The organism is Streptomyces sp. NBC_01267 (assembly GCF_036241575.1).
Classification (GTDB): Bacteria; Actinomycetota; Actinomycetes; order Streptomycetales; family Streptomycetaceae; genus Streptomyces.
This window is the reverse complement of sequence record NZ_CP108455.1, coordinates 4932875-4956562: the sequence shown is the minus strand read 5'-3', so window position 1 is coordinate 4956562 and position 23688 is coordinate 4932875. Positions and strand designations below refer to the sequence as shown.

Genomic DNA, 23688 nt, shown 5'->3' with positions numbered 1-23688 from the left:
CCACATCAGGTGAAGATGTGTGAAACAACACTCGTTCCCCGGCGAGGTCCCAGCGGGATCCCGAAGAGATCCCGAAGAGATCCCGGAGAGACCGCCGCGGCTCCGCAGCGGACCCGCAGCCCCGGGGTGCGGTACCGCACCCCGGGACGCGTCGCTCCGTACACGCCTTGTCGCGTAACGGAGTTACGGTGTCACATCCGCGTCGCCGTCCGGCACATCTTCCTCGTCCAGGTCCCATTCCAGCGAATCGGGGTCGTAGTCGATCTGCTCACTCGCCCAGCCTGCCTGGACGAGCTCCACTCCCGGCAGGTCCCCGATCAGGTCGAGCGGGTCCACCAGGTGTGCGACCGCCTCTGCGGCGTCTTCCCTGACCGCCGCCTCGGCATGCGTCCTGTCCTCGCCCAGCATGCCGGGCTGGAGCCCTTCCGCGTCGTCCGCGATCCGTTCGAGCGCCGCTTCGCAGAGCGCCGGGGCGTCGTGCACCTCCAGCACCAGTTCCACCTTGAGTCGCACATATCGGGATGTTTCTTCGTTGGCCATGCGACGGAGCGTAAGGCTCCGGGCCGCTGCGTCTTTCCCGCGACCCGCTGCTTTCACTAGCATCGGCGCCCAACGGGGCCAATTCGCCTGTGCAGCAAGGGAGATCGATCCTGTGTCCACCCGCCGACCGCTGTTGACCGCCGTTGCCGCGGGAACCGTGCTCTGCGCCCTGTCGTTCGTCCCCTCCGCGCACGCCGAGGACGGCCCGCGAGCGGCTGCGCCGGCGCACGCCCGGCAGCACACGACCGCACCCCGGGACAGCGCCGCCCCGGGCGACGATGCCCCGGGCGGCCCCGCACGTACTGCTCCGCTGCCATAAGACGCCTGACGCCAGGCGTCAGGCGTCAGGCGTCAGGCGTCTTGTCGCGTCAGTCGTCAGTCGAGCGGACCCGTCACGGTCTCCGCGGCCCTGACCAGGCCCCCGTCCCTGACGAAGGCGTCGGCGGCGGCGAGATCGGGTGCCAGGAAGCGGTCGGGTCCAGGACCCTCGACGCCCGCCTTGCGCACGGCCTCGATGACCGCGCTGCTGGCCGGGGCGGGCGACAGCCCCGCGCGCAGCTCGACGGCGCGGGTGGCCGCGTACAGCTCGATCGCGATGATCCGGGTCAGGTTGTCGACGGCGGTACGCAGCTTCCGCGCCGCCGACCAGCCCATCGACACATGGTCCTCCTGCATCGCGGAGGACGGGATCGAGTCGACGGACGCCGGAACCGCGAGCCGCTTCATCTCGCTGACCAGCGCGGCCTGGGTGTACTGGGCGATCATCAGGCCCGAGTCGACACCGGCGTCGTCGGCCAGGAAGGGCGGCAGCCCGTGCGAACGGTTCTTGTCGAGCAGCCGGTCGGTACGGCGCTCCGCGATGGAACCGAGGTCGGCGGCGGCGATGGCCAGGAAGTCGAGTACGTACGCCACGGGCGCCCCGTGGAAGTTCCCGTTCGACTCGACACGGCCGTCGGGCAGCACCACGGGGTTGTCCACGGCGGAGGCGAGTTCGCGCTCGGCGACGGTACGGGCGTGGTCGACGGTGTCCCGTCCCGCGCCGTTGACCTGCGGGGCGCAGCGCACGGAGTAGGCGTCCTGGACGCGCGGGGCGTCGTCCTGGTGGTGGCCGGTGAGCCCGGACCCGTCGAGCACCTTCAGCATGTTGGCCGCCGCCGCGCCCTGGCCGGGGTGCGGGCGGATGGCGTGCAGTTCCGGCGCGAGGACCTTCTCGGTACCGAGCAGCGCCTCCAGCGACAGGGCGGCGGTGATGTCGGCCGAGGTGTAGAGCTTCTTGAGGTCGGCGATGGCCATGACGAGCATGCCGAGCATGCCGTCGGTGCCGTTGAGGAGGGCCAGGCCCTCCTTCTCGCGCAGCTCGACGGGGGCGATGCCCGCTGCGGCGAGCAGCTCGGCCGCGGGCCGCACCTCGCCGTCGGGGCCTTCGGCCTCGCCCTCACCGATCAGGGTCAGCGCACAGTGCGAGAGGGGGGCCAGGTCGCCGGAGCAGCCGAGCGAGCCGTACTCGTGCACCACGGGGGTGATTCCGGCGTTGAGGATGTCGGCCATGGTCTGCGCGACCTCGGGCCGTACGCCGGTGTGCCCGGAGCAGACGGTCTTGAGCCGCAGGAACATCAGCGCCCGCACGACCTCGCGCTCCACCCGCGGGCCCATGCCGGCGGCGTGCGAGCGCACGATGTTGCGCTGGAGCTGGGCGCGCAGCTCGGGGCTGATGTGCCGGGAGGCGAGCGCACCGAACCCGGTGGAGACGCCGTACACCGGCTCGGGCTTGGCGGCCAGCGCGTCCACGATCTCGCGGGCGGCGGCGAGGGCGGTACGGGCCTCGGCGGAGAGCTCGACACGGGCGTTGCCGCGGGCGACGGCGAGGACGTCGTCGGCGGTGGTGCCGGACGTTCCCACGACGACTGTATGCATATCCATATTCAGAAGCCTACGTACTGAATCCCAACCTGTCACCACTGCTGCGTGGGGGCGCCCCTTACACACATCAGCCCCTCCGGCGATCGAGGACACCTTCAAGCCCCTCCGGCGATCGAGGACGCCTCAAGCCCCTCCGGCGATTGAGGAGCGGGGGTCCGGGGGCGGAGCCCCCGAGGCCGGCCGCACCCCCGCCCGCCTCAGGACCGCTTGCCCCGTATCCGCCGCCGGTCCCCCGTCGGCGAAGGCGTGTCCGCCAGCCGCACCACCGCTCCGTCCCGCCCCGCCACCACCGGCCTCGACGACCGGGCCGCCTTCGCCCGGTACTGGGCCGCGTCCGCCAGCCGGAAGAGCCTGCGGGCCGAGCGCAGCGGGCCGATCGGGTCTCCGGTGGACGCGACCCCGCAGGCCACCCCGTCGCCCGGCTCCAGCTCGCCCGCCCGTACACAGAGCTCCTCCGCGACCCGGATCACCTCGTCCGCCCCCGGCCCCACCGCGAGCAGGCAGAACTCGTCGCCGCCCAGCCGCGCCGCCAGCGCCCCCGGGAGCATCGCCCCGCACACCGAGAGGACCGAGCCGAAGCGTTCCAGGAGGCGGTCGCCGACCGCGTGACCGTGGGTGTCGTTGACCTGCTTCAGTCCGTTGAGGTCGCAGACCATGAGGCTGACCACGGTGCCGTCCGCCCGGAAGCGCTCCACCGCGGCGTCGAGGCCGATGTCGACCGCCCGGCGGTTGGCGAGGCCGGTCAGCGGGTCGGTGAAGGCCAGCTTCCTGACCTCTTCCAGCCGTTCCGTCTGCGCGAGGCCCGCCGCCACCACCGCGGCCAGCACCGTCGCGAAGTCCGCGTCGTCCCGGTCGAAGACCGGCACCCCCACCGGCCTGGCCACGTACAGCTCGCCCCAGGCCCGGCCGCGCAGCACTATCGGCGCGACGACACAGCTGCCGCGCCCCCGCCTGCGCAGCGCGGCCACCCGCTGGTGGCAGTAGCCCGCCGAGCCCTCGGCGGGGCCGTCGGCCGTCTCCACCCAGGCGTTGGGCTCGCCCCCGCTCGCCCACCGCTCGTGCAGGAACTCCGCGATCTCCGGGAAGTGATTCACCGGGTAGGTCTCGGCCTCGGGGAACTCGGCCTCGCCCGCGGCCCGCTCGCCCACATTGGCCAGCACCTTCAGCTGCCCCAGCTCCCGCTCCCAGACGGAGAGCGCGGCGAAGGTCCCGCCCAGCGCGTCGCACGCCCCCGCCGTGGCCGCCCGCCAGGACGCACGAGGGGTGTGCGCCGAGGCCATGGCCTGCGCAAGCGTCACCACGGCCCGCAGCCGCACATCGTCACCCATTGCTCCAGCTTAAGTACGATGCACGGCTTTTGAGCAGTTATACGTCACAGAACGTGACATGCCGGACTCCAGACCCGGCCACCCCTCCGGCCACCCCTCTCGCAACTCCTCCGGGCACTCCTCCCGCAACCCCTCCGGCTACTCCCCCGGCCACTGCGGCGTCCGCTTCTCGTTGAAGGCCGCGACGCCTTCCGCCCGGTCCCCGGAGAAGGCCACCGAGCGCCAGGCCGCGTCCTCGACCTCCAGACCGGCCCGCAGGTCCAGCCCGTGCCCCAGCCGCAGCGCCCGCTTGGCCGCGCGCAGCCCGACCGGTGAGTTCGCCGCGATCCGGCCCGCGAGCTCCAGCGCCTCCGTACGGGCGTCCTCGGCCAGGATGTCCACCAGCCCCAACTCCCTTGCCTCGGCCGCCTGTACACGCCGGGCGGTGAAGACCAGCTCGGCCGCGCGGGCCGCACCGACCCGCCGGGGCAGCAGCTGCGTACCGCCACCGCCGGGGATCACCCCGACCGACACCTCGGGCAGCCCGACCACGGCCGTCGCGTCCGCGACGATCAGATCGCAGGCCAGCGCCAGCTCGAAACCGCCGCCGAGTGCGAACCCGTGCACGGCGGCGACCGTCGGCATGGGCAGTTCCAGTACGCCGGTGTACGCGGCACGGGCCGTGGGCCGCTGCCGCACCAGCTCGGCGTCGGTGAAGGAGTTGCGCTCCTTGAGGTCGGCGCCCACGCAGAAGGCCCGGTCGTGGGTGGAGGTGACCACCACGGTCCGCGCCGAGCCGTCCGCCGACAGCGCCGCGCAGGCCACCGCGATGGACCGGGCCATCGCGGTGGACACCGCGTTCATCGCCTTGGGCCGGTCCAGGACCAGTTCGGCGACGTGACCGTGCCGGCGCACGGCGACGAACTCGCCGTACCGCTGCTCCGCGCCCGTCTGCCCCGCGCCTGTTTCAGTATCTGAGATCTCAGAGGTCATCCGCGCACGATAGCCAGCCCGTACCGCCAGCGTCAGGCCCCGTGCCGCAGACGTCAGACCCGTACCGCAGGCGTCAGGTACTGCGGCGGGTCAGCAGCCACGGCTCGACCACGCCCAGCCCGCGCACCGGCCGCTGCCACATCGGCTGGAGTGCGAAGCGGTACGAGGGCGCCTCCTCGCCGTTCTTCTTCGCGCGTTCGGCCTCGGCCGCCGCCTCCGCCTCGGAGACCGGCGCGTCCGCCGTGCGCCCCAGCTCCTCGGCGAACGCCCCGTCCACCAGCACCGTGTCCTTGGGCGCTATCGAGGTCAGCCTGCTGGCCAGGTTCACCGTCGTACCGAACACATCGCCCATCCGGGTCGTGACCGTGCCGAACGCGATACCGACGCGCAGCTCGGGCATCGTCTCGTCGTTGCCCATGGTCTCGATGAGCCGCAGCGCGATCTCGGCGGCCGTACCGGCGTCGTCCGCCGCGTACAGCACCTCGTCGCCGAGGGTCTTGATGAGCCGGCCGCCGTGTGCGGCGACCAGGTCGGCGCAGGTCGTCTCGAACGCCTCGACCAGCTCGCCCAGCTCCTCCTCCTCCAGCCGGCGGGTCAGCCGGGTGAAGCCGACGAGGTCGGCGAAGCCCACCGCCAGGCGGCGGTCGACCATCTCCTCGTCGTCCGCGGCCTGCACCACCCGCCCGGTCGCGGCGGCGAGCTGGCGCCGCCACACATAGCGCAGGAACTCCTCCAGCTCCGGCAGCAGCAGCTCCACCAGGGGGTACGTGACCTCGGTGCGGGTCATCCCCGGCTCCGGCGGCTCGGTCAGACCCGCCAGGAAGGAGTCGATCTGCCACTCGGCCAGCCGGGCGGTGGTCTGCCCGGTCGACCGGGCGACCTGCACGGCCATCGGCTCGCTCAGCAGCCCGGCCTCGACGAGTCCGGCGAGGCGGCGCAGCGCCAGTACGTCCGCCTCGGTGAGCGCCTTGGCCTGGCCGATGTCGGCGAAGCCCATGGCCCGCCAGAAGCGGGAGGCCAGCTCCATCGAGACACCGGCCGTGCGGGCGGCCTGGAAGGGGGTGTAGCGGCGGTCGGCGCCGAGGATCAGCTGTTCGAGCCGGATGGCCAGCGGATCGTCGGAGGGCTCCGCGGTGTGATCGACCTCATGGTGCGGAGTGCGGTACGGAGAAGAAGGGGGCTCCTCACCCGCGCCGGACGAGTTGTCGTCGACGGTCACCTGCCGCCTCCTGCCCATTCCCTGCGCACTGCCCTGCCGATCTGGCTGTCGCGGCGCTGATCTGCCGCGGATCGCCTCAACCATACGGCAGGTGTGCCGTAGCTCACGTGCCTGTCGCTCTCAGACCGGTCGCAAGTGCACGATGTCACCCGCACCGACCGCCTGCATGCCGTCCTCACCGGCCACCACGAGCCTGCCGTCGCCGTCGACGGCGACCGCTTCCCCGACCAGTTCGGTGTCACCGGGCAGTTCGGCCCTGACCTTGCGGCCCAGCGTCGCGCAGCCCGCCGTGTACGCCTCCTGGAGCCGGGAGTCCCGCGGGTCGCCGCCCGCCGCGCGCCAGTCGCCGTACCACTGCTCCAGCGAGCGCAGCACGGCCCGCAGCAACGGGTCCCGGTCGGTGGAGACCGCCCCGGCCAGGGCCAGGGAGCCCGCGGTGGGGACGGGCAGTTCGTCCTCGCGGAGCGAGACGTTGAGGCCCATGCCGACCACGACGGCGTCGTCCCCGGCGCGCTCGGCGAGGATGCCGCCCGCCTTGCGCTCCGTGCCGCCGACGGTGACCAGCAGGTCGTTCGGCCACTTCAGCGCGGTGTCGACGCCCGCCGCCCGGGACAGTCCGGTGGCCACGGCGACCCCGGTGAGCAGCGGCAGCCACCCCCAGAGCTGGAGGGGCACCTGCGGTCCCGGCCTGAGGAGTACGGAGAGGAAGAGCCCGGAGCGGGCGGGCGCCGACCACTGCCGGTCCAGCCGTCCGCGTCCGGCGCTCTGTTCCTCGGCCACCAGGACGGCGCCCTCGTCGAGCTCCGCCGCCCGGCCCGCGAGGTCGGAGTTGGTGGACCCGGTGGTGGCGACCACGTCGAGCGAGGTCCACAGCGACCCGGGCCGCACCAGCGCACGGCGCAGGGCGGACACGTTCAGCGGCGGGCGCTCCAGGTCCGACCAGCGATTGTCAGGTACATCCGATGACGTCATGCAACCCACAGTAGGTGTGGCAAACGACGCACTGCCGAGGCGCACCAGCGCCGATACGCTACGTGCCAGTAGCCGAACACCCCGCCAGCCGCCCGATTCCCAGGGAGCCGCATCCCGATGTCCGAGCCGGAAGAGATCAACGTCCACACCACCGCGGGGAAGCTCGCGGATCTTCAGTACCGCATCGACGAGGCGACGCACGCCGGGTCGGCGCGCGCGGTGGAGAAGCAGCACGCCAAGGGAAAACTGACCGCCCGTGAGCGGGTGGAACTGCTGCTCGACGAGGGTTCCTTCGTCGAGCTGGACGAGTTCGCCCGGCACCGTTCGACCAATTTCGGCATCGAGAAGAACCGGCCGTACGGCGACGGCGTGGTCACCGGGTACGGCACGGTCGACGGCCGTCCGGTCTGTGTGTACTCGCAGGACTTCACCATCTTCGGCGGCTCGCTGGGCGAGGTGTACGGCGAGAAGATCGTGAAGGTCATGGACTTCGCGATGAAGACCGGCTGCCCGATCATCGGGATCAACGACGGCGGCGGCGCCCGTATCCAGGAGGGTGTGGTGGCGCTCGGCCTGTTCGCCGAGATCTTCCGCCGCAATGTGCACGCCTCCGGTGTGATCCCGCAGATCAGTCTGATCGTCGGCCCGTGCGCCGGCGGCGCGGTGTACTCCCCCGCGATCACCGACTTCACGGTGATGGTCGACCAGACCTCGCACATGTTCATCACCGGCCCGGACGTCATCAAGACCGTCACCGGTGAGGACGTGGGCTTCGAGGAGCTGGGCGGCGCCCGTACGCACAACACCACCTCCGGGGTGGCGCACCACATGGCGGGCGACGAGAAGGACGCCATCGAGTACGTCAAGTCGCTGCTGTCCTACCTCCCTTCGAACAACCTCTCCGAGCCGCCCGTCTTCCCCGAGGAGGCGGACCTGGAGACCTCGGACGAGGACCGCGAGCTGGACACCCTCATCCCGGACTCCGCGAACCAGCCGTACGACATGCACACGGCCATCGAGCACGTGCTGGACGACGCCGAATTCCTGGAGACCCAGGCGCTGTTCGCGCCGAACATCATCACCGGCTTCGGGCGGGTCGAGGGGCATCCCGTCGGCATCGTCGCCAACCAGCCGATGCAGTTCGCGGGTTGTCTCGACATCGACGCGAGCGAGAAGGCCGCCCGCTTCGTGCGGACCTGCGACGCGTTCAACGTCCCGGTCATCACCTTCGTGGACGTGCCCGGCTTCCTGCCGGGGGTCGACCAGGAGTACGGCGGGATCATCCGCCGGGGCGCCAAGCTGATCTACGCGTACGCCGAGGCGACCGTCCCGCTGATCACGGTGATCACCCGCAAGGCCTTCGGCGGCGCGTACGACGTGATGGGTTCCAAGCACCTGGGCGCCGACCTCAATGTCGCCTGGCCGACCGCGCAGATCGCGGTGATGGGCGCACAGGGCGCGGTGAACATCCTGCACCGCCGCACCATCGCCGCCGCCGAGAACGCCGAGGAGACCCGCGCCGAGCTGATCTCCGAGTACGAGGACGCCCTGCTCAACCCGTACGTCGCTGCCGAGCGCGGCTACGTCGACGCGGTGGTCATGCCGTCCGAGACCCGGCGGCACATCGTGCGCGGGCTGCGTCAGCTGCGGACGAAGCGGGAGTCCCTGCCGCCGAAGAAGCACGGCAACATCCCGCTCTAGGACCTCGCGTCCGGTCCGTACTCCACCGATTCCACGGAGGGCTCGATGATGATCAAGGTCGTACGGGGCAACCCGACCCCGGAGGAACTGGCCGCCGCCGTGGCGGTGGTCCAGGCGCGCGCCGCCGCGGCAGTGGACCCGCCGTCCGGCGCGCCGGTGCCGCCCGAGGGGTGGTCCGACCCGGCGCGGATCGGCCGCGCCCGGATACCGCAGCCGGGTCCGCGCGCCTGGGCGCGTACGTACTGGCCGGGCTGAGGCCCTGTTCCAGGAGTTGCAGATGTGCCGGGTGGGCCGCCCGGGAAGTCGCGGGCGGCCCACCACCGGGTGAGGCCGTGCGCGGCGCCGGGACACCGGCGACCGAGCCGGACATACCGCCCGGCGCCGGACCTGTGACAATGAGGACCGATCCACTGCCGCTCACGTTTGGCCGCCATGACCTTCCGTATGTCCCAGGGTGTTCTGGCCGTCGGCTCGATCGGAGTCCTGATCAACATCGCGGACGCCATCGGGTCGGGACGGCTGGAGCCCCACCACGCCTTCGCTCCATGGCTCGCACTCGGTGCGGGTGCCGACCTGCTCAAGGACCGGCGGCCCAAGGCCGCGCGGGCGCTGCACATCACCGCGACGGTGTTGCTGATGGTCGCCGGATCCGTCGCGGGGTACCGGGCGTGGACCGCACTCCTCACGGGAGCGGGCCATGACTGGCTCGACCTCGCGCTCGGAGTGGCGGTCGTGCTCTACGTCGTCGTCTCCGCCGGCCGGCTGTTCGCCCGTCGGTCCCGCAGAGCACCGAAGTCCCGTAGCGATGCCGACATGATCAGCGGATAGCGCCGAGCGAGGACACCCGGTAGCCCGCGCCGCCGTGCCTGAGTACCCGTACTCAGGCGCCCTCGCGGTGTCCGGCCGCACTATCGACTTCATGCTGTGGTCCGACCCGGAGGACAAACCCCCCAAGGAGCTGCGGGACGTGCAGGCGATGATGCGTCGCGCGGGCCTGGTTCTCGCGCTGGCGATGATTCTCGCGATGGCCGTCCTGGGCCTGCGCTGACCGGGCGCCGCCGCACCACAGTGGCGGGCGGCCGGGCCCCGGCGCGGTCATACGATGGCCCCATGACTGCTCAGCGCCGCCTCGTTCTCGGTTCCGCATCGCCCGCCCGCCTCGGCCTGCTCCGCACCGCGGGGCTGGCCCCCGAGGTGATCGTCAGTGGAGTGGACGAGGACGCACTCAGCGCACCCACCCCCGCCGAACTGGCTCTCGTCCTGGCCGAGGCCAAGGCGGAGTCCGTCGCCGCCCGGGACGCGGCGGCCGGGGCGCTCGTCATCGGCTGCGACTCCGTGCTGGAACTCGACGGCGAGGCGCTGGGCAAGCCCGCCGACGCCGAAGAGGCCACCGCCCGCTGGAAGTCGATGCGCGGCCGGGCAGGCGTCCTGCAGACCGGTCACTGCGTCATCGACACGGCGACCGGCCGCCGGGCCTCGGCCACCGCGTCCACCACGGTCCGCTTCGGTGAGCCGACGGACGCCGAGGTCGCGGCGTACGTGGCGAGCGGCGAACCGCTGCACGTGGCGGGAGCGTTCACCCTCGACGGCCGCTCCGCACCGTTCGTCGACTCCATCGAGGGCGACCACGGCAACGTCATCGGCCTCTCGCTGCCGCTGCTGCGCCGGCTGCTGGCCGAACTGGGCGTGTCCATCACGGACCTGTGGGTCTGAGCCCCGCCCCTCAGGCCGCGGCCGGGGCGCCGTTCGCGCTCACCGGGCGCTCCTTGTCGTAAGCCAACAGCGTCAGCACGAGCAGGCCGAGCACCACCACCATGAAGACGAAGGCGGGCCAGCCGACCAGGGCCCAGGTCAGCGCGCCCAGTACGCCGTGCACCACCGCGCAGGTGATGAGCAGGACCCGGCCGAAGCGGCCGGCCGGCCGGTCGGTGAGTCCGGTGCGCAGCAGGAAGAACGCGCACAGCAGCAGGTAGAGGCCGAAGACTCCGCCCGCGACCCAGGCGCCGGTGCTTATCGCGCTCGGATCCACGCCCGCCATGGACATGTGCTGGTTGTCGGCGACCTTGCCGAGTATCAGGTTCACGAACGCGACGCCGAACGCCTCCAGGAAGAGAACGAGCGCTGCCACGAAGGCCACCGGCCTGCGCGCCATGACCCCACCCCCTGGTCCGATACCGCTTGTTACCGCAAGTACGTGCGACATCGCGGAGGCTACTAACTGGTAGCCGCCGGGACAAGGGGTCGGAACGGACAGCAAAGAATCATTCGGCCATTCGTAGGGACTCGACAAAGAATCACGAGTCCGGGCGGCCCCGAGTGACAGAGACCTGGACCGCACCGCAGAGCTACTGTGGGCTCGGGCGGCCCTCCGTACCGTGGTACGACAAGGGACTTCACGATGCGGGCGACGTTCGCGTCACACCGTGTGTGGGGAAGCTCACCCATGGGGACAGGTCGAAACGTCGTGTCGGTAGTCCCTAAACTCAGCATGTTTCAGCGAATTCTTCGGCACGATGACCTGCCGAGTAAACCCGGCTCGGGTGTGAGCGGGGAAAACAGCAAGGAGGGAGCCATCGTGCACAAGGTGCTCATCGCCAACCGTGGCGAAATCGCTGTCCGTGTCGCACGGGCCTGCCGGGACGCCGGAATCGCGAGCGTAGCCGTCTACGCCGATCCGGACCGGGACGCTCTGCACGTACGCGCGGCCGACGAGGCATTCGCCCTGGGCGGTGACACCCCGGCCGCCAGCTATCTGGACATGGCCAAGGTGCTTCAGGCCGCGAAGGATTCGGGTGCCGACGCCATCCACCCCGGGTACGGCTTCCTGTCCGAGAACGCCGAGTTCGCCCAGGCCGTCCTGGACGCGGGCCTCACCTGGATCGGCCCGCCCCCGCAGGCCATCCGCGACCTGGGTGACAAGGTCGCGGCCCGGCACATCGCGCAGCGCGCGGGCGCGCCCCTGGTGGCCGGTACGCCGGACCCGGTGAGCGGCTCGGCCGAGGTCGTGGCGTTCGCCGAGGAGAACGGCCTGCCGATCGCGATCAAGGCGGCCTTCGGCGGCGGCGGGCGTGGCCTGAAGGTCGCCCGTACGCTCGAAGAGATCCCGGAGCTGTACGACTCCGCGGTGCGCGAGGCCGTCGCCGCCTTCGGGCGCGGCGAGTGCTTCGTCGAGCGTTACCTGGACAAGCCGCGGCACGTCGAGACGCAGTGCCTGGCCGACCGGCACGGCAACGTGGTCGTGGTCTCCACCCGTGACTGCTCGCTCCAGCGCCGCCACCAGAAGCTGGTCGAGGAGGCCCCCGCGCCGTTCCTCTCCGACGCCCAGAACGCCGAGCTGTACGCCGCGTCGAAGGCGATCCTCAAGGAGGCCGGGTACGTCGGCGCGGGCACCGTCGAGTTCCTCGTCGGCACCGACGGCACGATCTCCTTCCTGGAGGTCAACACCCGCCTCCAGGTGGAACACCCGGTCACCGAAGAGGTCTCCGGCATCGACCTGGTCCGTGAGATGTTCCGGATCGCCGACGGCGAGGAGCTGGGTTACGGCGACCCCGAACTGCGCGGGCACTCCTTCGAGTTCCGGATCAACGGCGAGGACCCGGGCCGCGGCTTCCTGCCCGCCCCCGGCACCGTCACCGTCTTCGCGCCGCCGACCGGCCCGGGTGTCCGTCTCGACGCGGGCGTCGAGTCCGGCTCGGTCATCGGCCCGGCCTGGGACTCGCTGCTCGCCAAGCTGATCGTCACCGGCGCCACCCGTGAGCAGGCGCTCCAGCGCGCGGCCCGTGCGCTGGACGAGTTCAACGTGGAGGGCATGGCCACGGCCATCACGTTCCACCGCGCGGTCGTCGCCGACCCGGCCTTCACGTCGGACCCGTTCACCGTGCACACCCGGTGGATCGAGACCGAGTTCGTCAACGAGATCCCGCCCTTCGCCGCCGCTCCGTCGGACGCCGACGAGGACGAGTCGGGCCGCGAGACGATCGTCGTCGAGGTCGGCGGCAAGCGCCTTGAGGTGTCGCTGCCGTCCTCGCTCGGTATGACCCTGGCCCGTACGGGTCTGGCCGCGGGCGCCAAGCCCAAGCGCCGGGCCGCCAAGAAGGCCGGCTCCGCCGCCTCCGGCGACTCGCTCGCGTCCCCGATGCAGGGCACGATCGTCAAGGTCGCGGTCGAGGAGGGCCAGGAGGTCAAGGAGGGCGACCTCGTCGTCGTCCTGGAAGCGATGAAGATGGAGCAGCCGCTCAACGCGCACCGCTCCGGCACCGTCAAGGGCCTGACCGCCACGGTCGGCGCGTCCGTCTCCTCCGGCGCGACCATCTGCGAGATCAAGGACTGACCGCAGCAGCACGGTAGTTGATACGGGTGTGGCCCCGCCGGACGAACCGGCGGGGCCACACCCGTATCAACTGCCTTACGGGCTGCCCGTATCAACTGCCGTACGGGCTGTCCGTACCAACTGCCGTCAGCGGCGGCGCATTTCGGCCACCCGGGCCCGTTCGCCCGCCTGCTGTTCGGTGAGGGAGGCCGTGGCGGCGCTGCGCAGCTGCGGCCCGGGGCCGTGCGTACGGCGCTGCCCGGGGAGCGGCATGTCACGGCGGGGCTGACGCCCCGGAGGCCCGTTCTCACCACTCGGGCCAGCGGATCCGGCGGTGGAACCCGCCACCGCGATCTGCACGCCCTGGTCGGCCAGCGCCTGCAACTCCGTTGCCGCGCGGTCGTCCTGGGCGGACGGCTCGTCGGTGACCAGCCGGGTGATCACGTCTGTGGGCACCGTCTGGAACATGGTGTCGGTGCCGAGCTTGGTGTGGTCGGCGAGGACCACGATCTCGGCCGCCGCCTGCACCAGCGCCCGGTCGACGCTCGCCGAGAGCATGTTGGACGTGGACAGACCGCGCTCGGCGGTCAGCCCGCTCCCGGAGAGGAAGGCGCGGGAGACCCGCAGCCCCTGGAGGGACTGCTCAGCGCCGCTGCCCACCAGGGCGTAGTTGGAACCGCGCAGCGTACCGCCGGTCATCACCACCTCGACCCGGTTGGCATGGGCCAGCGCCTGGGCCACCAGCAGGGAGTTGGTGACCACGGTCAGCCCGGGGACGCGGGCGAGCCGGCGGGCCAGCTCCTGCGTGGTCGTCCCCGCGCCGACGACGATCGCCTCGCCTTCTTCGACGAGTCCGGCGGCCAGGTCGGCGATGGCCGTCTTCTCCGCGGTCGCGAGATGGGATTTCTGCGGGAAGCCGGACTCTCGCGTGAATCCACCCGGCAGTACCGCACCGCCGTGACGGCGGTCGAGGAGTCCTTCTGCCTCCAGCGCCCGCACGTCCCGCCGTACGGTCACTTCGGAGGTCTGGACGACACGGGCGAGCTCACGGAGCGACACGGCCCCGTTGGCACGCACCATTTCAAGGATCAATTGGCGACGTTCAGCAGCGAACACGAAACTGACAGTAACCTGAGCGGCCGATAGTTCTCAGCAGTTTGCGTCGAATAGCAGAAGTTGTGCACGGATTGGGTCAGCGGGTGGTATACGGGGCGTACCCACCCACTGGTCCCTCGCCGCCGGACCGCGTCAGCCTTCGCCCGACGTCTTCCGGGTGTGCAACTGCCGTGCCACTTCCGCGATCGAACCCGACAGGGACGGGTAGACAGTGAAGGCGTTTGCGATCTGTTCCACGGTCAGGTTGTTGTCGACCGCGATCGAGATCGGGTGGATCAGTTCACTCGCACGGGGTGAGACGACCACACCGCCGACCACGATGCCGGTGCCCGGACGGCAGAAGATCTTGACGAAGCCGTCCCTGATCCCCTGCATCTTGGCGCGCGGGTTGCGCAGCAGCGGCAGCTTCACCGCGCGGGCGTCGATCTTGCCCGAGTCGACGTCCGCCTGGCTGTATCCGACCGTGGCGATCTCCGGGTCGGTGAAGACGTTGGACGAGACGGTCTTGAGGTTGAGCGGCTGCACCGCGTCGCCGAGGAAGTGGTACATCGCGATCCGCCCCTGCATGGCGGCGACCGAGGCGAGCGCGAAGACCCCCGTGACGTCGCCCGCGGCGTACACGCCGGGGGCGGTCGTACGGGACACCTTGTCGGTCCAGATGTGACCCGAGTCCTTGAGCCGGACCCCGGCCTCCTCCAGACCCATGCCCGCACTGTTGGGGATGGCGCCGACGGCCATCAGGCAGTGGGTGCCGGAGATGACCCGGCCGTCGGCCAGCGTCACCTCGACCCGGTCACCCACACGCTTCGCCGAGGCGGCGCGCGAGCGGGCCATGACGTTCATCCCGCGGCGGCGGAACACGTCCTCCAGGACCGCGGCGGCGTCCGGGTCCTCACCGGGGAGCACCCGGTCACGGCTGGACACCAGCGTGACGCGCGAGCCCAGCGCCTGGTAGGCACCGGCGAACTCGGCACCGGTGACGCCGGAGCCGACCACGATGAGCTCCTCGGGGAGCTCGTCCAGGTCGTACACCTGCGTCCAGTTCAGGATGCGCTCGCCGTCCGGCTGCGCGTCCGGGATCTCGCGCGGGTGGCCGCCGGTCGCGAGCAGGACGGCGTCGGCCGTCAGCGTCTCCTCGCTGCCGTCGGCGGCGGTGACGATCACCTTGCGGGAGCCGTCCATCGCCTGCTGCCCGGCGAGCCGGCCACGGCCGCGCATCACCCGGGCGCCGGCCCGGGTGACCGAGGCGGTGATGTCGTGGGACTGGGCGAGCGCGAGCCGCTTCACCCTTCGGTTCACCTTGCCGAGGTCCACGCCGACCACCCGTGCCGCCTGCTCCAGCGACGGGGTGTCGTCGGCGACGATGATGCCCAACTCCTCGTACGAAGAGTCGAAGGTCGTCATCACCTCGGCCGTGGCGATCAGAGTCTTGGACGGTACGCAGTCGGTGAGCACGGATGCCCCACCGAGACCGTCGCAGTCCACGACGGTCACCTCCGCGCCGAGCTGGGCGCCCACCAGGGCGGCCTCATATCCGCCGGGTCCGCCGCCGATGATCACGATCCGGGTCACGAAAAATCCGCCTCGCGTTGTCACCCCGGCCGCACTGCCGCCCCGGCCGGGGGTCCGGGGGGAGCCCCCGGGGAATGCAGTACGTGCTTCATTGTCCCGCACTCTTCAAGATGCTTCACCCCGGGGGCTCCCAGCGGGCCCCCGGGGGCCCGTACGGCGAAGTGACCTCGGGTTCCCGAACGGCCCGTACGACGAAGCGGCCCCGGGTCCCCGGACACCCGTACGGCCAAGTGACCGAGGCCGTCGGGGATCCCGTACGGCGAAGTGACCCGGCCACAAAATGCCACTGTCGTACCCTCGACACCATGTCGCTCTACGCCGCGTACGCCGGCAACCTCGACGCGCGGCTGATGACGCGCCGCGCCCCGCACTCCCCGCTGCGCGGCACCGGCTGGCTCAACGGCTGGCGGCTGACCTTCGGCGGGGAGCAGATGGGCTGGGAAGGCGCACTCGCCACCCTGGTGGAGGCCCCGCGTTCCCAGGTCTTCGTCGCCCTCTACGACCTCGCCCCGATGGACGAGGACTCGATGGACCGCTGGGAGGGCGTCGGGCTCGACATCTACCGGCGGATGCGGGTCCGGGTGGACACCCTGGAGGGCGAGGAGCCCGTCTGGATCTACGTCCTGAACGGGTACGAGGGCGGGCTGCCGTCGGCGCGCTACCTGGGCGAGCTGGCCGATGCCGCCGAATCCGCGGGCGCACCCCACGACTATGTGATGGAACTGCGCAAGCGCCCCTGCTGAGCGCGGACGGCCACCCCCGCCGCCCTCCGCGGCGGCTCTTCGTCGGAAACGACAAGACAACGATCGCAACTCCGTTCACCGAGACATCTACGCGCGTAGGGCGAGAGCGGTTACCCTCATCGGCGTGAACGCTTCAGTTAATCCGGACATCAAGGGCGACCCGTACGCCGCCGCCGACGCCGCCGCCACGCGCCTGCGTGAGCTCACCGGCGCAGAGACCCACGACGTCGCCCTCGTGATGGGCTCCGGCTGGGCCCCGGCCGTCGACGCGCTCGGCACCCCCGAGGCCGACTTCGCCGTCACCGAGCTGCCCGGGTTCCCCCCGCCGGCGGTCGAGGGCCACGGCGGCAGGATCCGCTCGTACGCCATCGGCGACAAGCGCGCGCTGGTCTTCCTGGGCCGCACCCATTACTACGAGGGCCGTGGCGTCGCCGCGGTCTCGCACGGCGTCCGTACGGCGGTCGCGGCAGGCTGCAAGACGGTCGTCCTGACGAACGGCTGCGGCGGCCTGCGCCCCGGCATGCGCCCCGGCCAGCCGGTCCTCATCAGTGACCACATCAACCTGACGGCCACCTCGCCGATCGTCGGCGCGAACTTCGTGGACCTCACCGACCTGTACTCGCCGCGGCTGCGCGCGCTCTGCAAAGAGGTCGACGAGACGCTGGAAGAGGGCGTGTACGTCCAGTTCCCCGGCCCGCACTACGAGACGCCCGCCGAGATCAACATGGTCCGGGTGATGGGCGGCGACCTGGTCGGGATGTCCACGGTGCTGGAGGCGATCGCCGCCCGCGAGGCGGGCGCGGAGGTGCTCGGCATCTCGCTGGTGACGAACCTGGCGGCCGGGTTGAGCGGCGAACCGCTCAACCACGAAGAGGTACTGCAGGCCGGGCGCGACTCGGCCGTGCGGATGGGGTCACTGCTCGGGCGCGTGCTGGAGCGGATCTGACCCGTCCGGACCGGGGCTCCGCCCCTGACCCCGCTCCTCAGACGCCGGAGGGGCTTGATTCCGCGCTTGAGAAGCGGGGGCCGGGGGCAGAGCCCCACCCCACCGCCGTGAGGAACGAAAGGCAGACCACCGTGCAGCAGCAGGACCTGATCGCCCGTGCCAAGACCTGGCACGCCGAGGACCCCGACAGCGACACCCGCGACGAGCTCGCCAAGCTCATCGAGACCGCCTCCTCCGGGGACACCACCGAACTCGCGGCCCGCTTCGGCGGCACCCTCCAGTTCGGCACGGCCGGCCTGCGGGGCGAGCTGGGCGCGGGTCCGATGCGGATGAACCGGTCCGTGGTCATCCGGGCCGCCGCCGGTCTCGCCGCGTACCTCAAGGCCCAGGGCCAGGCGGGCGGCCTGGTCGTCATCGGGTACGACGCCCGCTACAAGTCCGCCGACTTCGCCAGGGACACCGCCGCCGTCATGACCGGCGCGGGCCTGCGCGCCGCGGTACTCCCCCGCCCGCTGCCCACCCCCGTACTGGCCTTCGCCATACGCCACCTCGGCGCGGTCGCGGGCGTCGAGGTCACCGCGAGCCACAACCCGCCGCGTGACAACGGCTACAAGGTCTACCTCGGCGACGGCTCCCAGATCGTGCCCCCGGCCGACCTCGGGATCGCCGCCGCCATCGACGCCGTACGGAGCCTGCACGACGTGCCGCGCCCGGAGAGCGGCTGGGAGACCCTCGGGGACGACGTCCTGGAGGCGTACCTGGCGCGCACGGACGCGGTACTGACCGCCGGGTCCCCCCGCACCGCCCGCGTCGTGTACACGGCGATGCACGGGGTCGGCACGGAGACGCTGCTCGCCGCGTTCGCGCGGGCGGGCTTCCCCGGGCCGGTGCTCGTCGCCGAACAGGCCGAGCCCGACCCGGCGTTCCCCACCGTCGCCTTCCCCAACCCGGAGGAACCGGGCGCGATGGACCTCTCCTTCGCGACCGCCCGCCGCGCCTCGCCCGACCTGATCATCGCCAACGACCCGGACGCCGACCGCTGCGCCGTGGCCGTTCCGTACGACGGCGACTGGCGGATGCTGCGCGGCGACGAACTCGGCGCGCTGCTCGCCGCGCACCTGGTCCGCCGGGGCGCCACCGGCGTCTTCGCCGAGTCGATCGTCTCGTCGTCCCTGCTGGGCCGGATCGCCGACGCGGCCTCGCTCCCGTACGAGGAGACGCTGACCGGTTTCAAGTGGATCGCCCGCGTCGAGGGCCTGCGGTACGGGTACGAGGAGGCGCTCGGCTACTGCGTCGACCCCGACGGCGTACGCGACAAGGACGGCATCACCGCCGCCCTGCTGGTCGCCGAACTGGCGTCGGAGCTGAAGGCCGAGGGCCGTACGCTCCTCGACCTGCTCGACGAACTCGCCGTCCAGCACGGACTGCACGCCACCGATCAGCTCTCGGTACGCGTCGACGACCTGTCGGTCATCACGGACGCGATGCGCAGGCTCCGCGAGCACCCGCCGACCGAACTGGCCGGACTCACGGTCATCACGGCCGAGGACCTGAACGAGGGCACGGAACAGCTGCCGCCCACGGACGGGCTGCGCTACCACCTGGACGGCGCCCGCGTGATCGTCCGCCCGAGCGGCACCGAGCCCAAGATCAAGTGCTACCTGGAGGTCGTCCTCCCGGTCGCCGACACCGCCGGGGTGGCGGAGGCCCGTACGCACGCGGAGACCATCCTCGCAGCGATCAAGACGGACCTGTCGCGGGCGGCGGGGCTTTAGGACCTGCCCGTCCCCTGACGGGTCCGTCCACCCGTCCGGGGCCGGGCAGCCGACGTCGGGAAGGCCGGGCAGCGGGGGCCGGTCAGCTGTCGTCTCGCAGCCCCTGCTGCGGGGGCTGCCGGTCAGCCACCGTCCAGCAGCCCCCGCCCAGACTGCGCGTTGATCACGGCCAGCCGTTCCCGCCACGGCCTGCGCTGGGGTGACGCCCCGGCAACAGCCTCCGTCCGGGGATGCCGCTGCTGAGCAAGCGCGGCGGCCCGGCGGCAAGCGGGGCATACGGTCTCGCCGCCCACCGGGCGGAAGGCGTGGTCATCGCCTGGCCCTTCGCAGGTGATCAGTCCGGCGGAGGCCTGGGGCACGCCGGAGGCGACCGGCGGAGAGGCGTCGGGGAGTTTCTGCACCAGACGGTGACGCAGGAAGCCGACCGCCGAACGCACGCCGTCCGCGGGGAGTTCGGCGAGCAGGACGCGTCGCAGGTCCGATGCCGGAACTCCGCGCAGCAGCCACTGGGCGGCATCGGCCGCCAAGGCGCGGGCCTCGCGCACACCCAGGTGCAATTCACGGTTCGAGTGCCGCAGCGAAAGCAACACAGCCTCGGCAGCGGCGAGTTCGGGACCTGGTACGGGAGCAGGCTCCTCCACCACAACCGGCCTTCCGGCCGCAACCGCTTCGGAGGGTGGGTGGGGAGTGGTCTTCTCACAGTGTTCTTCTACTGGTTCATAGCCACCGGCCACCCGACCCCTCGGCGCACCGACGGCCGGAATGTGCGCACTCGGAGCCGCCGGGCCGGTGACCGGCGCATCGTCGGCCTCTCGTAAGCCCAATGCCTGATGCGCCGTCAACGGCAGGTTGGTCAGGAGCTGTTCGGTGACCCAGCGCCCTCGATCGTTCTGGCTGCGCCACTCATGGACGTAACCGTGCTCGACCAGTTGGCCCTTGGCCTTCTGGAAGGCACGACCCTTGATCCCGAGCCGCTGCGCGAGTTCACCGAGGGGCTGATGGGCGGCACCCTCGGGGAGGCCCTGGATGTACAGGAGCAGAATCTTCGCGTCGCTGCTCAGACGCGGATGACGTACGACGTCGTGCGACGCCTTCGTGTAGCGCCCGGACGGCGCGATAACATGCCGAAGCATTTCCGGTGGGTCCACTTCCACTGGTAGTGAAGGCCCTCGGTTGGTGTTGTCGCACCGCCGGGGGCCGCCTCGCGCAACAGCTGCGTGCGCGGAGCGTGATGACTCCGTCACCGTACCGCACGCGGGGGTCCGCACCCTTGTGTCAAGCGGAAACAGATCGTTCCCGGCCCGGACCGTCCCGGTCAGCCCCTGCCCCTACGGCCGAAGGCCATCCGCTTCCGTCGAACTCACCTACAGGACACGAGCCTTGACGGCTCCGACGAATGCGCTCAGAGCACCTCGGTCGAACAGGACCGCCGGCCCGTGGGGGGCCTTGCTGTCGCGGACGGCTATGACCTGCTCGCGGGCATCGACGATGCCGCACCGCCACCGTAAGGGGGAGGAGCTCCCTGACCGGAAAAAGGACCACAACAAGTCCCACAAGCAGGTCCGCGCCCGAGTCGAGCATGCCTTCGCGCGTATGAAGACCTGGAAGATCCTGCGCGACTGCCGCCTGAGCGGCGAGGGCGTGCACCACGCAATGCACGCGTCGCCCGCCTACACAACCTCGCTCTCACGGGATAACCCCGCCGCATGCGAGATCTGAGAGGTCCACCGGAGACGGTTCCCCGCCTACCAGTCTCGGAGGAGACTCAGTCGAGGCAGAACTCGTTGCCCTCAAGGTCCTGCATCACAATGCAGGACTCGTTCTCGCCGTCGGCACGCATCGTTCGCACATGTACCGCGCCGAGCGCGACCAGTCGTGCGCACTCGGCCTCAAGTGTGGCAAGGCGCTCCTCACCCACGAGCCCGATACCGGCCCGCACATCGAGATGCAGCCGGTTCTTGACAACCTTGCCTTCGGGAACTCGCTGGAAGAGCAGGCGCGGACCCACAGCCGAGGGATCAGTGCACGCGAAGTAGATCACCTGCTCCTCGGACGGCAGCGAGCGGTGGTACTCCTCCCACGTGGCGAAACCCTCCGGGACCGTCGGTACGACGTACCCCAGCACCTCAGACCAGAAAGCGGCGAGGCGCGCAGGTTCCTCGCAGTCGAAAGTCACTTGGAACTGCTTGATCGTTGACATCGGCGCACCGTACCAAGGGTGTCTCGCTGCCCTTTCCCCAGGTAGATCCCCCGCGCCGTCGAGATATCGAGTCAACCCCGCCGAAACCTGGTTTGGGATCGGATGCAGAGGGCTGCGGTGAAGCCGAGGAAGGCCAAGTGGTTGCCTGGTTGGCGTTCATAGCGGGGGCTGAGCACCCGTTACGGGGCCCGGGACCACGTGCCCGGGACAGCAAGCATGGGCCTACGAACCTTGATCCTTGCTGGGGGCGACCGGGAAGGATGCCTCGTCGCGGCCGGTGCCGTCGGTGATCCACCATCTGTCCTCGCCGAGAAGGGCCAGCTCTGCGCGGCCGTCGCCGTCCCAGTCGTGGACGGCGAAGAGCATGCCGCCATCGGGGCCGTCGTCACCCGGCACGGACCGCTTGGTGGAGTGCCAGGGTTTCGATCCGAGCCCGTGCTCGGAGCCGCCCCGCAGCACCTCGATCCGCGCGTCCCCCGCCTCCTTCTTCTTGGTGAGCTGTACGGCCAGGTCGTCGCAGCCATCGCCGTTGAAGTCCCCGACGGCGAGCCTGGCGCCGAAGCCTTCCTTGAAGTCGCCGCCTTCCATAGTGACCCACTTCGCCGGCTCCTTCCCGTAACGGACGCTGACCTGGCCGCGCCGGTGGGGTGTGTCGACCTCGTCGTAGCTGTCGACGAAGCTCCGACCGATGGCGATGTCCTGGCGCCCGTCGCCGTCGAAGTCGCCGAAGACGATGTTCTCGCCCTCCGGCAGCCGCTCGGGTTCCTTGCTCAGGCCGCCGGCGGTACGGGCGCCGCCGGTGAACAGCAGGGGCGGATCCCACGGAGAGCCGTAGAGCGCGAGATCGGTGGAGCGGTCGTCGTTCGCGTCCCCGGCGACCAGTACGGGTGACGCGCCCTCGTGGACCGGGCTGGGGATCTCCACGGTCCTGACCGGGGCGCCGGAGCGCTTGAACGGTCCCTTGAGGACGACCAGTTCCCGAGCCTCGTTCGAGTCCCTGAACACCGCGAGGTCGCTGTGGCCGTCCCCGTCGAAGTCGCCGGCGACCGGCGCGGTGTTGTATCCGGTGCCCGGCAGTGGCACACGCCCGTGCGCTCCGCCGACCTGCGGGCCCTTGGGGCCTCCCCACAGGACCTGGGCGGCGCCGCTCACGACGAGGTCGGCGTGGCCGTCCTCATCCAGGTCGGCGACCGTGGGCTGCAACGGGTCGTCGCCCGTCTGGACGTCGTGCGGCACACCGAGGTCGTCGTGGGCGAAGACGGTCGTGCGGTCGGGGTCAGGACCGTGCTCGGAGCCGGGCACGACGAACAGGTCGAAATTCTCCGTCTCGGAGATCTCGTGCACCAGATCGATGAAGCCGTCCCCGTCGAGGTCGGGGGTCGCGGGCGTGGCCTCGCGCGCCGAATCGACTGCCCGACAGGGGCTGTTCGGGACCGCACGCGCGCCGCCGGACGGCCGAAGGACGAGGAACGCCACCACCGCCACTGCTACGAGGGAGGCCGCCACGGCGTGCCACATGCGCAAGTGGCGGAAGAACGGACCGCCTGCTGTCGGAAAGTGCATCAGCCCACTTCACGGGCGTGGACGCGGCCCGCACAAGGAAGCGGATCATTTCGTTACGGGGGTGATGCACGAGGGTCCTCCCCCCCCTATTCCGGCCCACGGGTACACGGCGCTCGTCGCCGACGCCGGGGCCGACGCGGTCGTCAACGCCCCGGGCCGGGCCCGGAAGGCCGACGATACGGATCTTCATCAAGGGGCAGTACGTCCTGTCAGATACGGACGTACTGCCCCTTCGCGTCGGACTCTCCGCGGCCAACACCCACGACAGCCTTGCCCTGAAGCCGACGCTGTCCCATGTCCACATGGGATACGAATCCCACGCGGCCGATTCCAAGCCTCAACGTCTGCACGCGGACACGGCATACGATGTGCCTCACCTGCGACGATGGTTATGGGGCAAACGCATCGGCGTCCGCATCGCCCGCGAGGGCATCGAGTCCGGCGAACGATTGGGCCGCCGCAGGTGGGTCATCGAGCGGACCATGTCGTGGCTGACCGGCTACCGCAGACTCAACCACCGCTACGAACGCCACCCCTCCAACAACTACCTGGCCTTTCTTGGGCTGACAGCCGCACCGTGCTGCCACAAACGCTTCCGCCAACTCGCCATGTTGGACGCGGACTTATCCGAGTACCCGGTGACGGTCGTTGGATGCGATCGATCTGAGTGGTGAATTCGAAGTCAGATGTACTCTTTCGATTGCTGGAGGTTTCCACGGCCAAGGGCTACTGGATCAGCGTCTACCACACCATTTCCGACCCCGACAATGGTCTCGCTGCCGTATCGAGACCTGGTGATGCAACAGCTGCAG

At 70.8% G+C, this 23688-nt stretch carries 22 protein-coding genes and 2 pseudogenes; 11 read left to right on the top strand and 13 right to left on the bottom strand.

Annotated features, from left to right (window positions below):
* Positions 1 to 183: 183 nt before the first annotated feature.
* The 6 genes from OG709_RS22940 to OG709_RS22910 form a co-directional block, all read right to left on the bottom strand.
* A complete protein-coding gene (locus OG709_RS22940) occupies positions 184 to 540 on the bottom strand; it encodes a hypothetical protein (RefSeq protein ID WP_250299677.1) in 357 nt (118 codons plus the stop codon).
* 375 nt (positions 541 to 915) lie between these two features.
* Positions 916 to 2454 carry a histidine ammonia-lyase gene (gene hutH, locus OG709_RS22930; protein WP_250299740.1) on the bottom strand — a complete coding sequence of 513 codons (1539 nt, stop codon included), beginning with the start codon at positions 2452 to 2454 and terminating at the stop codon, positions 916 to 918.
* Between the two features lie 203 nt (positions 2455 to 2657).
* On the bottom strand, positions 2658 to 3788 hold the full coding sequence (locus OG709_RS22925) for a GGDEF domain-containing protein (RefSeq protein ID WP_250299674.1): 1131 nt from the start codon (positions 3786 to 3788) through the stop codon (positions 2658 to 2660).
* Between the two features lie 138 nt (positions 3789 to 3926).
* A complete protein-coding gene (locus tag OG709_RS22920; RefSeq protein WP_250299672.1) occupies positions 3927 to 4760 on the bottom strand; it encodes an enoyl-CoA hydratase/isomerase family protein in 834 nt (277 codons plus the stop codon).
* Positions 4761 to 4833: 73 nt separating this feature from the next.
* A complete protein-coding gene (locus OG709_RS22915) occupies positions 4834 to 5979 on the bottom strand; it encodes an adenylate/guanylate cyclase domain-containing protein (RefSeq protein WP_250299669.1) in 1146 nt (381 codons plus the stop codon).
* Positions 5980 to 6099: 120 nt separating this feature from the next.
* Positions 6100 to 6951 carry a biotin--[acetyl-CoA-carboxylase] ligase gene (locus OG709_RS22910; RefSeq protein ID WP_250299667.1) on the bottom strand — a complete coding sequence of 284 codons (852 nt, stop codon included), beginning with the start codon at positions 6949 to 6951 and terminating at the stop codon, positions 6100 to 6102.
* Positions 6952 to 7068: 117 nt separating this feature from the next.
* Between OG709_RS22910 and OG709_RS22905 the strand changes: the two genes are divergently transcribed.
* The 5 genes from OG709_RS22905 (at position 7069) to OG709_RS22885 (ending at position 10365) form a co-directional block, all read left to right on the top strand.
* The gene (locus OG709_RS22905) at positions 7069 to 8652 is read left to right on the top strand and encodes an acyl-CoA carboxylase subunit beta (RefSeq protein WP_250299665.1); all 1584 of its coding nucleotides are present in this window, start codon (positions 7069 to 7071) and stop codon (positions 8650 to 8652) included.
* A gap of 48 nt (positions 8653 to 8700) precedes the next feature.
* Positions 8701 to 8907: an acyl-CoA carboxylase subunit epsilon gene (locus tag OG709_RS22900; RefSeq protein ID WP_250299739.1), complete on the top strand. Its 207-nt coding sequence runs from the start codon at positions 8701 to 8703 to the stop codon at positions 8905 to 8907.
* A 177-nt stretch (positions 8908 to 9084) separates the two neighbouring features.
* On the top strand, positions 9085 to 9480 hold the full coding sequence (locus OG709_RS22895) for a hypothetical protein (protein WP_250299664.1): 396 nt from the start codon (positions 9085 to 9087) through the stop codon (positions 9478 to 9480).
* 91 nt (positions 9481 to 9571) lie between these two features.
* Positions 9572 to 9700, top strand: a complete 129-nt coding sequence (gene mmpB / locus OG709_RS22890; RefSeq protein WP_368078204.1) for a morphogenic membrane protein MmpB — start codon at positions 9572 to 9574, stop codon at positions 9698 to 9700.
* Between the two features lie 62 nt (positions 9701 to 9762).
* Positions 9763 to 10365 carry a Maf family protein gene (locus OG709_RS22885; RefSeq protein ID WP_250299652.1) on the top strand — a complete coding sequence of 201 codons (603 nt, stop codon included), beginning with the start codon at positions 9763 to 9765 and terminating at the stop codon, positions 10363 to 10365.
* A gap of 10 nt (positions 10366 to 10375) precedes the next feature.
* Here the strand turns inward: OG709_RS22885 and OG709_RS22880 are convergent, their stop codons facing one another.
* Positions 10376 to 10804, bottom strand: a complete 429-nt coding sequence (locus OG709_RS22880) for a hypothetical protein (protein ID WP_250299649.1) — start codon at positions 10802 to 10804, stop codon at positions 10376 to 10378.
* Positions 10805 to 11227: 423 nt separating this feature from the next.
* Here OG709_RS22880 and OG709_RS22875 point away from each other — a divergent pair, with 423 nt between their 5' ends.
* The gene (locus OG709_RS22875) at positions 11228 to 12982 is read left to right on the top strand and encodes an acetyl/propionyl/methylcrotonyl-CoA carboxylase subunit alpha (protein WP_250299647.1); all 1755 of its coding nucleotides are present in this window, start codon (positions 11228 to 11230) and stop codon (positions 12980 to 12982) included.
* Between the two features lie 126 nt (positions 12983 to 13108).
* Here OG709_RS22875 and OG709_RS22870 read toward each other — a convergent pair whose 3' ends face one another.
* Positions 13109 to 14041 (bottom strand): DeoR/GlpR family DNA-binding transcription regulator, encoded by a 933-nt coding sequence (locus OG709_RS22870; protein ID WP_443068583.1) that lies wholly within the window; start codon positions 14039 to 14041, stop codon positions 13109 to 13111.
* A 168-nt stretch (positions 14042 to 14209) separates the two neighbouring features.
* Positions 14210 to 15649: an NAD(P)H-quinone dehydrogenase gene (locus OG709_RS22865; protein ID WP_250299643.1), complete on the bottom strand. Its 1440-nt coding sequence runs from the start codon at positions 15647 to 15649 to the stop codon at positions 14210 to 14212.
* A 305-nt stretch (positions 15650 to 15954) separates the two neighbouring features.
* On the opposite strand from OG709_RS22865, the gene OG709_RS22860 reads away from it, so the two are divergent.
* From OG709_RS22860 to OG709_RS22850, 3 genes are all read left to right on the top strand, one after another.
* Positions 15955 to 16392: a gamma-glutamylcyclotransferase gene (locus tag OG709_RS22860; RefSeq protein ID WP_250299641.1), complete on the top strand. Its 438-nt coding sequence runs from the start codon at positions 15955 to 15957 to the stop codon at positions 16390 to 16392.
* 124 nt (positions 16393 to 16516) lie between these two features.
* The gene (locus tag OG709_RS22855) at positions 16517 to 17338 is read left to right on the top strand and encodes a purine-nucleoside phosphorylase (RefSeq protein ID WP_250299639.1); all 822 of its coding nucleotides are present in this window, start codon (positions 16517 to 16519) and stop codon (positions 17336 to 17338) included.
* Between the two features lie 131 nt (positions 17339 to 17469).
* Complete coding sequence (locus OG709_RS22850; protein ID WP_329169179.1) at positions 17470 to 19113, top strand: phospho-sugar mutase; 1644 nt, start codon at positions 17470 to 17472, stop codon at positions 19111 to 19113.
* Positions 19114 to 19235: 122 nt separating this feature from the next.
* Here OG709_RS22850 and OG709_RS22845 read toward each other — a convergent pair whose 3' ends face one another.
* Together OG709_RS22845 and OG709_RS22840 are read right to left on the bottom strand one after the other, a co-directional pair.
* On the bottom strand, positions 19236 to 20246 hold the full coding sequence (locus tag OG709_RS22845; protein ID WP_329167611.1) for a hypothetical protein: 1011 nt from the start codon (positions 20244 to 20246) through the stop codon (positions 19236 to 19238).
* Positions 20247 to 20477: 231 nt separating this feature from the next.
* The gene (locus tag OG709_RS22840) at positions 20478 to 20657 is read right to left on the bottom strand and encodes a DUF397 domain-containing protein (protein WP_329169178.1); all 180 of its coding nucleotides are present in this window, start codon (positions 20655 to 20657) and stop codon (positions 20478 to 20480) included.
* Here OG709_RS22840 and OG709_RS22835 point away from each other — a divergent pair.
* A pseudogene (locus OG709_RS22835) lies at positions 20602 to 20810 on the top strand (transposase family protein); the annotation flags it as partial. The gene OG709_RS22840 and the pseudogene OG709_RS22835 overlap by 56 nt on opposite strands.
* Positions 20811 to 20878: 68 nt before the next feature.
* Here OG709_RS22835 and OG709_RS22830 read toward each other — a convergent pair.
* Both OG709_RS22830 and OG709_RS22825 read right to left on the bottom strand, forming a co-directional pair.
* On the bottom strand, positions 20879 to 21313 hold the full coding sequence (locus OG709_RS22830) for a VOC family protein (RefSeq protein ID WP_329167610.1): 435 nt from the start codon (positions 21311 to 21313) through the stop codon (positions 20879 to 20881).
* Between the two features lie 222 nt (positions 21314 to 21535).
* Complete coding sequence (locus OG709_RS22825; RefSeq protein ID WP_250299631.1) at positions 21536 to 22876, bottom strand: FG-GAP and VCBS repeat-containing protein; 1341 nt, start codon at positions 22874 to 22876, stop codon at positions 21536 to 21538.
* A gap of 126 nt (positions 22877 to 23002) precedes the next feature.
* Between OG709_RS22825 and OG709_RS22820 the strand changes: the two are divergent.
* Positions 23003 to 23481: pseudogene (locus tag OG709_RS22820) on the top strand (transposase); the annotation flags it as partial.
* Positions 23482 to 23688 lie beyond the last annotated feature (207 nt).

What these genes read in the sequence shown, in the direction of transcription:
- mmpB (WP_368078204.1), top strand. Translation starts at nt 9,572, where the DNA reads ATGCTGTGGTCCGACCCGGAGGACAAACCCCCCAAGGAGCTGCGGGAC.
- OG709_RS22845 (WP_329167611.1), bottom strand. Translation starts at nt 20,246, where the DNA reads ATGCTTCGGCATGTTATCGCGCCGTCCGGGCGCTACACGAAGGCGTCG.
- OG709_RS22885 (WP_250299652.1), top strand. Translation starts at nt 9,763, where the DNA reads ATGACTGCTCAGCGCCGCCTCGTTCTCGGTTCCGCATCGCCCGCCCGC.
- OG709_RS22920 (WP_250299672.1), bottom strand. Translation starts at nt 4,760, where the DNA reads ATGACCTCTGAGATCTCAGATACTGAAACAGGCGCGGGGCAGACGGGC.
- OG709_RS22870 (WP_443068583.1), bottom strand. Translation starts at nt 14,041, where the DNA reads ATGGTGCGTGCCAACGGGGCCGTGTCGCTCCGTGAGCTCGCCCGTGTC.
- OG709_RS22895 (WP_250299664.1), top strand. Translation starts at nt 9,085, where the DNA reads ATGACCTTCCGTATGTCCCAGGGTGTTCTGGCCGTCGGCTCGATCGGA.
- OG709_RS22880 (WP_250299649.1), bottom strand. Translation starts at nt 10,804, where the DNA reads ATGGCGCGCAGGCCGGTGGCCTTCGTGGCAGCGCTCGTTCTCTTCCTG.
- OG709_RS22825 (WP_250299631.1), bottom strand. Translation starts at nt 22,876, where the DNA reads ATGCACTTTCCGACAGCAGGCGGTCCGTTCTTCCGCCACTTGCGCATG.
- hutH (WP_250299740.1), bottom strand. Translation starts at nt 2,454, where the DNA reads ATGCATACAGTCGTCGTGGGAACGTCCGGCACCACCGCCGACGACGTC.
- OG709_RS22925 (WP_250299674.1), bottom strand. Translation starts at nt 3,788, where the DNA reads ATGGGTGACGATGTGCGGCTGCGGGCCGTGGTGACGCTTGCGCAGGCC.
- OG709_RS22830 (WP_329167610.1), bottom strand. Translation starts at nt 21,313, where the DNA reads ATGTCAACGATCAAGCAGTTCCAAGTGACTTTCGACTGCGAGGAACCT.
- OG709_RS22905 (WP_250299665.1), top strand. Translation starts at nt 7,069, where the DNA reads ATGTCCGAGCCGGAAGAGATCAACGTCCACACCACCGCGGGGAAGCTC.
- OG709_RS22900 (WP_250299739.1), top strand. Translation starts at nt 8,701, where the DNA reads ATGATCAAGGTCGTACGGGGCAACCCGACCCCGGAGGAACTGGCCGCC.
- OG709_RS22860 (WP_250299641.1), top strand. Translation starts at nt 15,955, where the DNA reads ATGTCGCTCTACGCCGCGTACGCCGGCAACCTCGACGCGCGGCTGATG.
- OG709_RS22940 (WP_250299677.1), bottom strand. Translation starts at nt 540, where the DNA reads ATGGCCAACGAAGAAACATCCCGATATGTGCGACTCAAGGTGGAACTG.
- OG709_RS22910 (WP_250299667.1), bottom strand. Translation starts at nt 6,951, where the DNA reads ATGACGTCATCGGATGTACCTGACAATCGCTGGTCGGACCTGGAGCGC.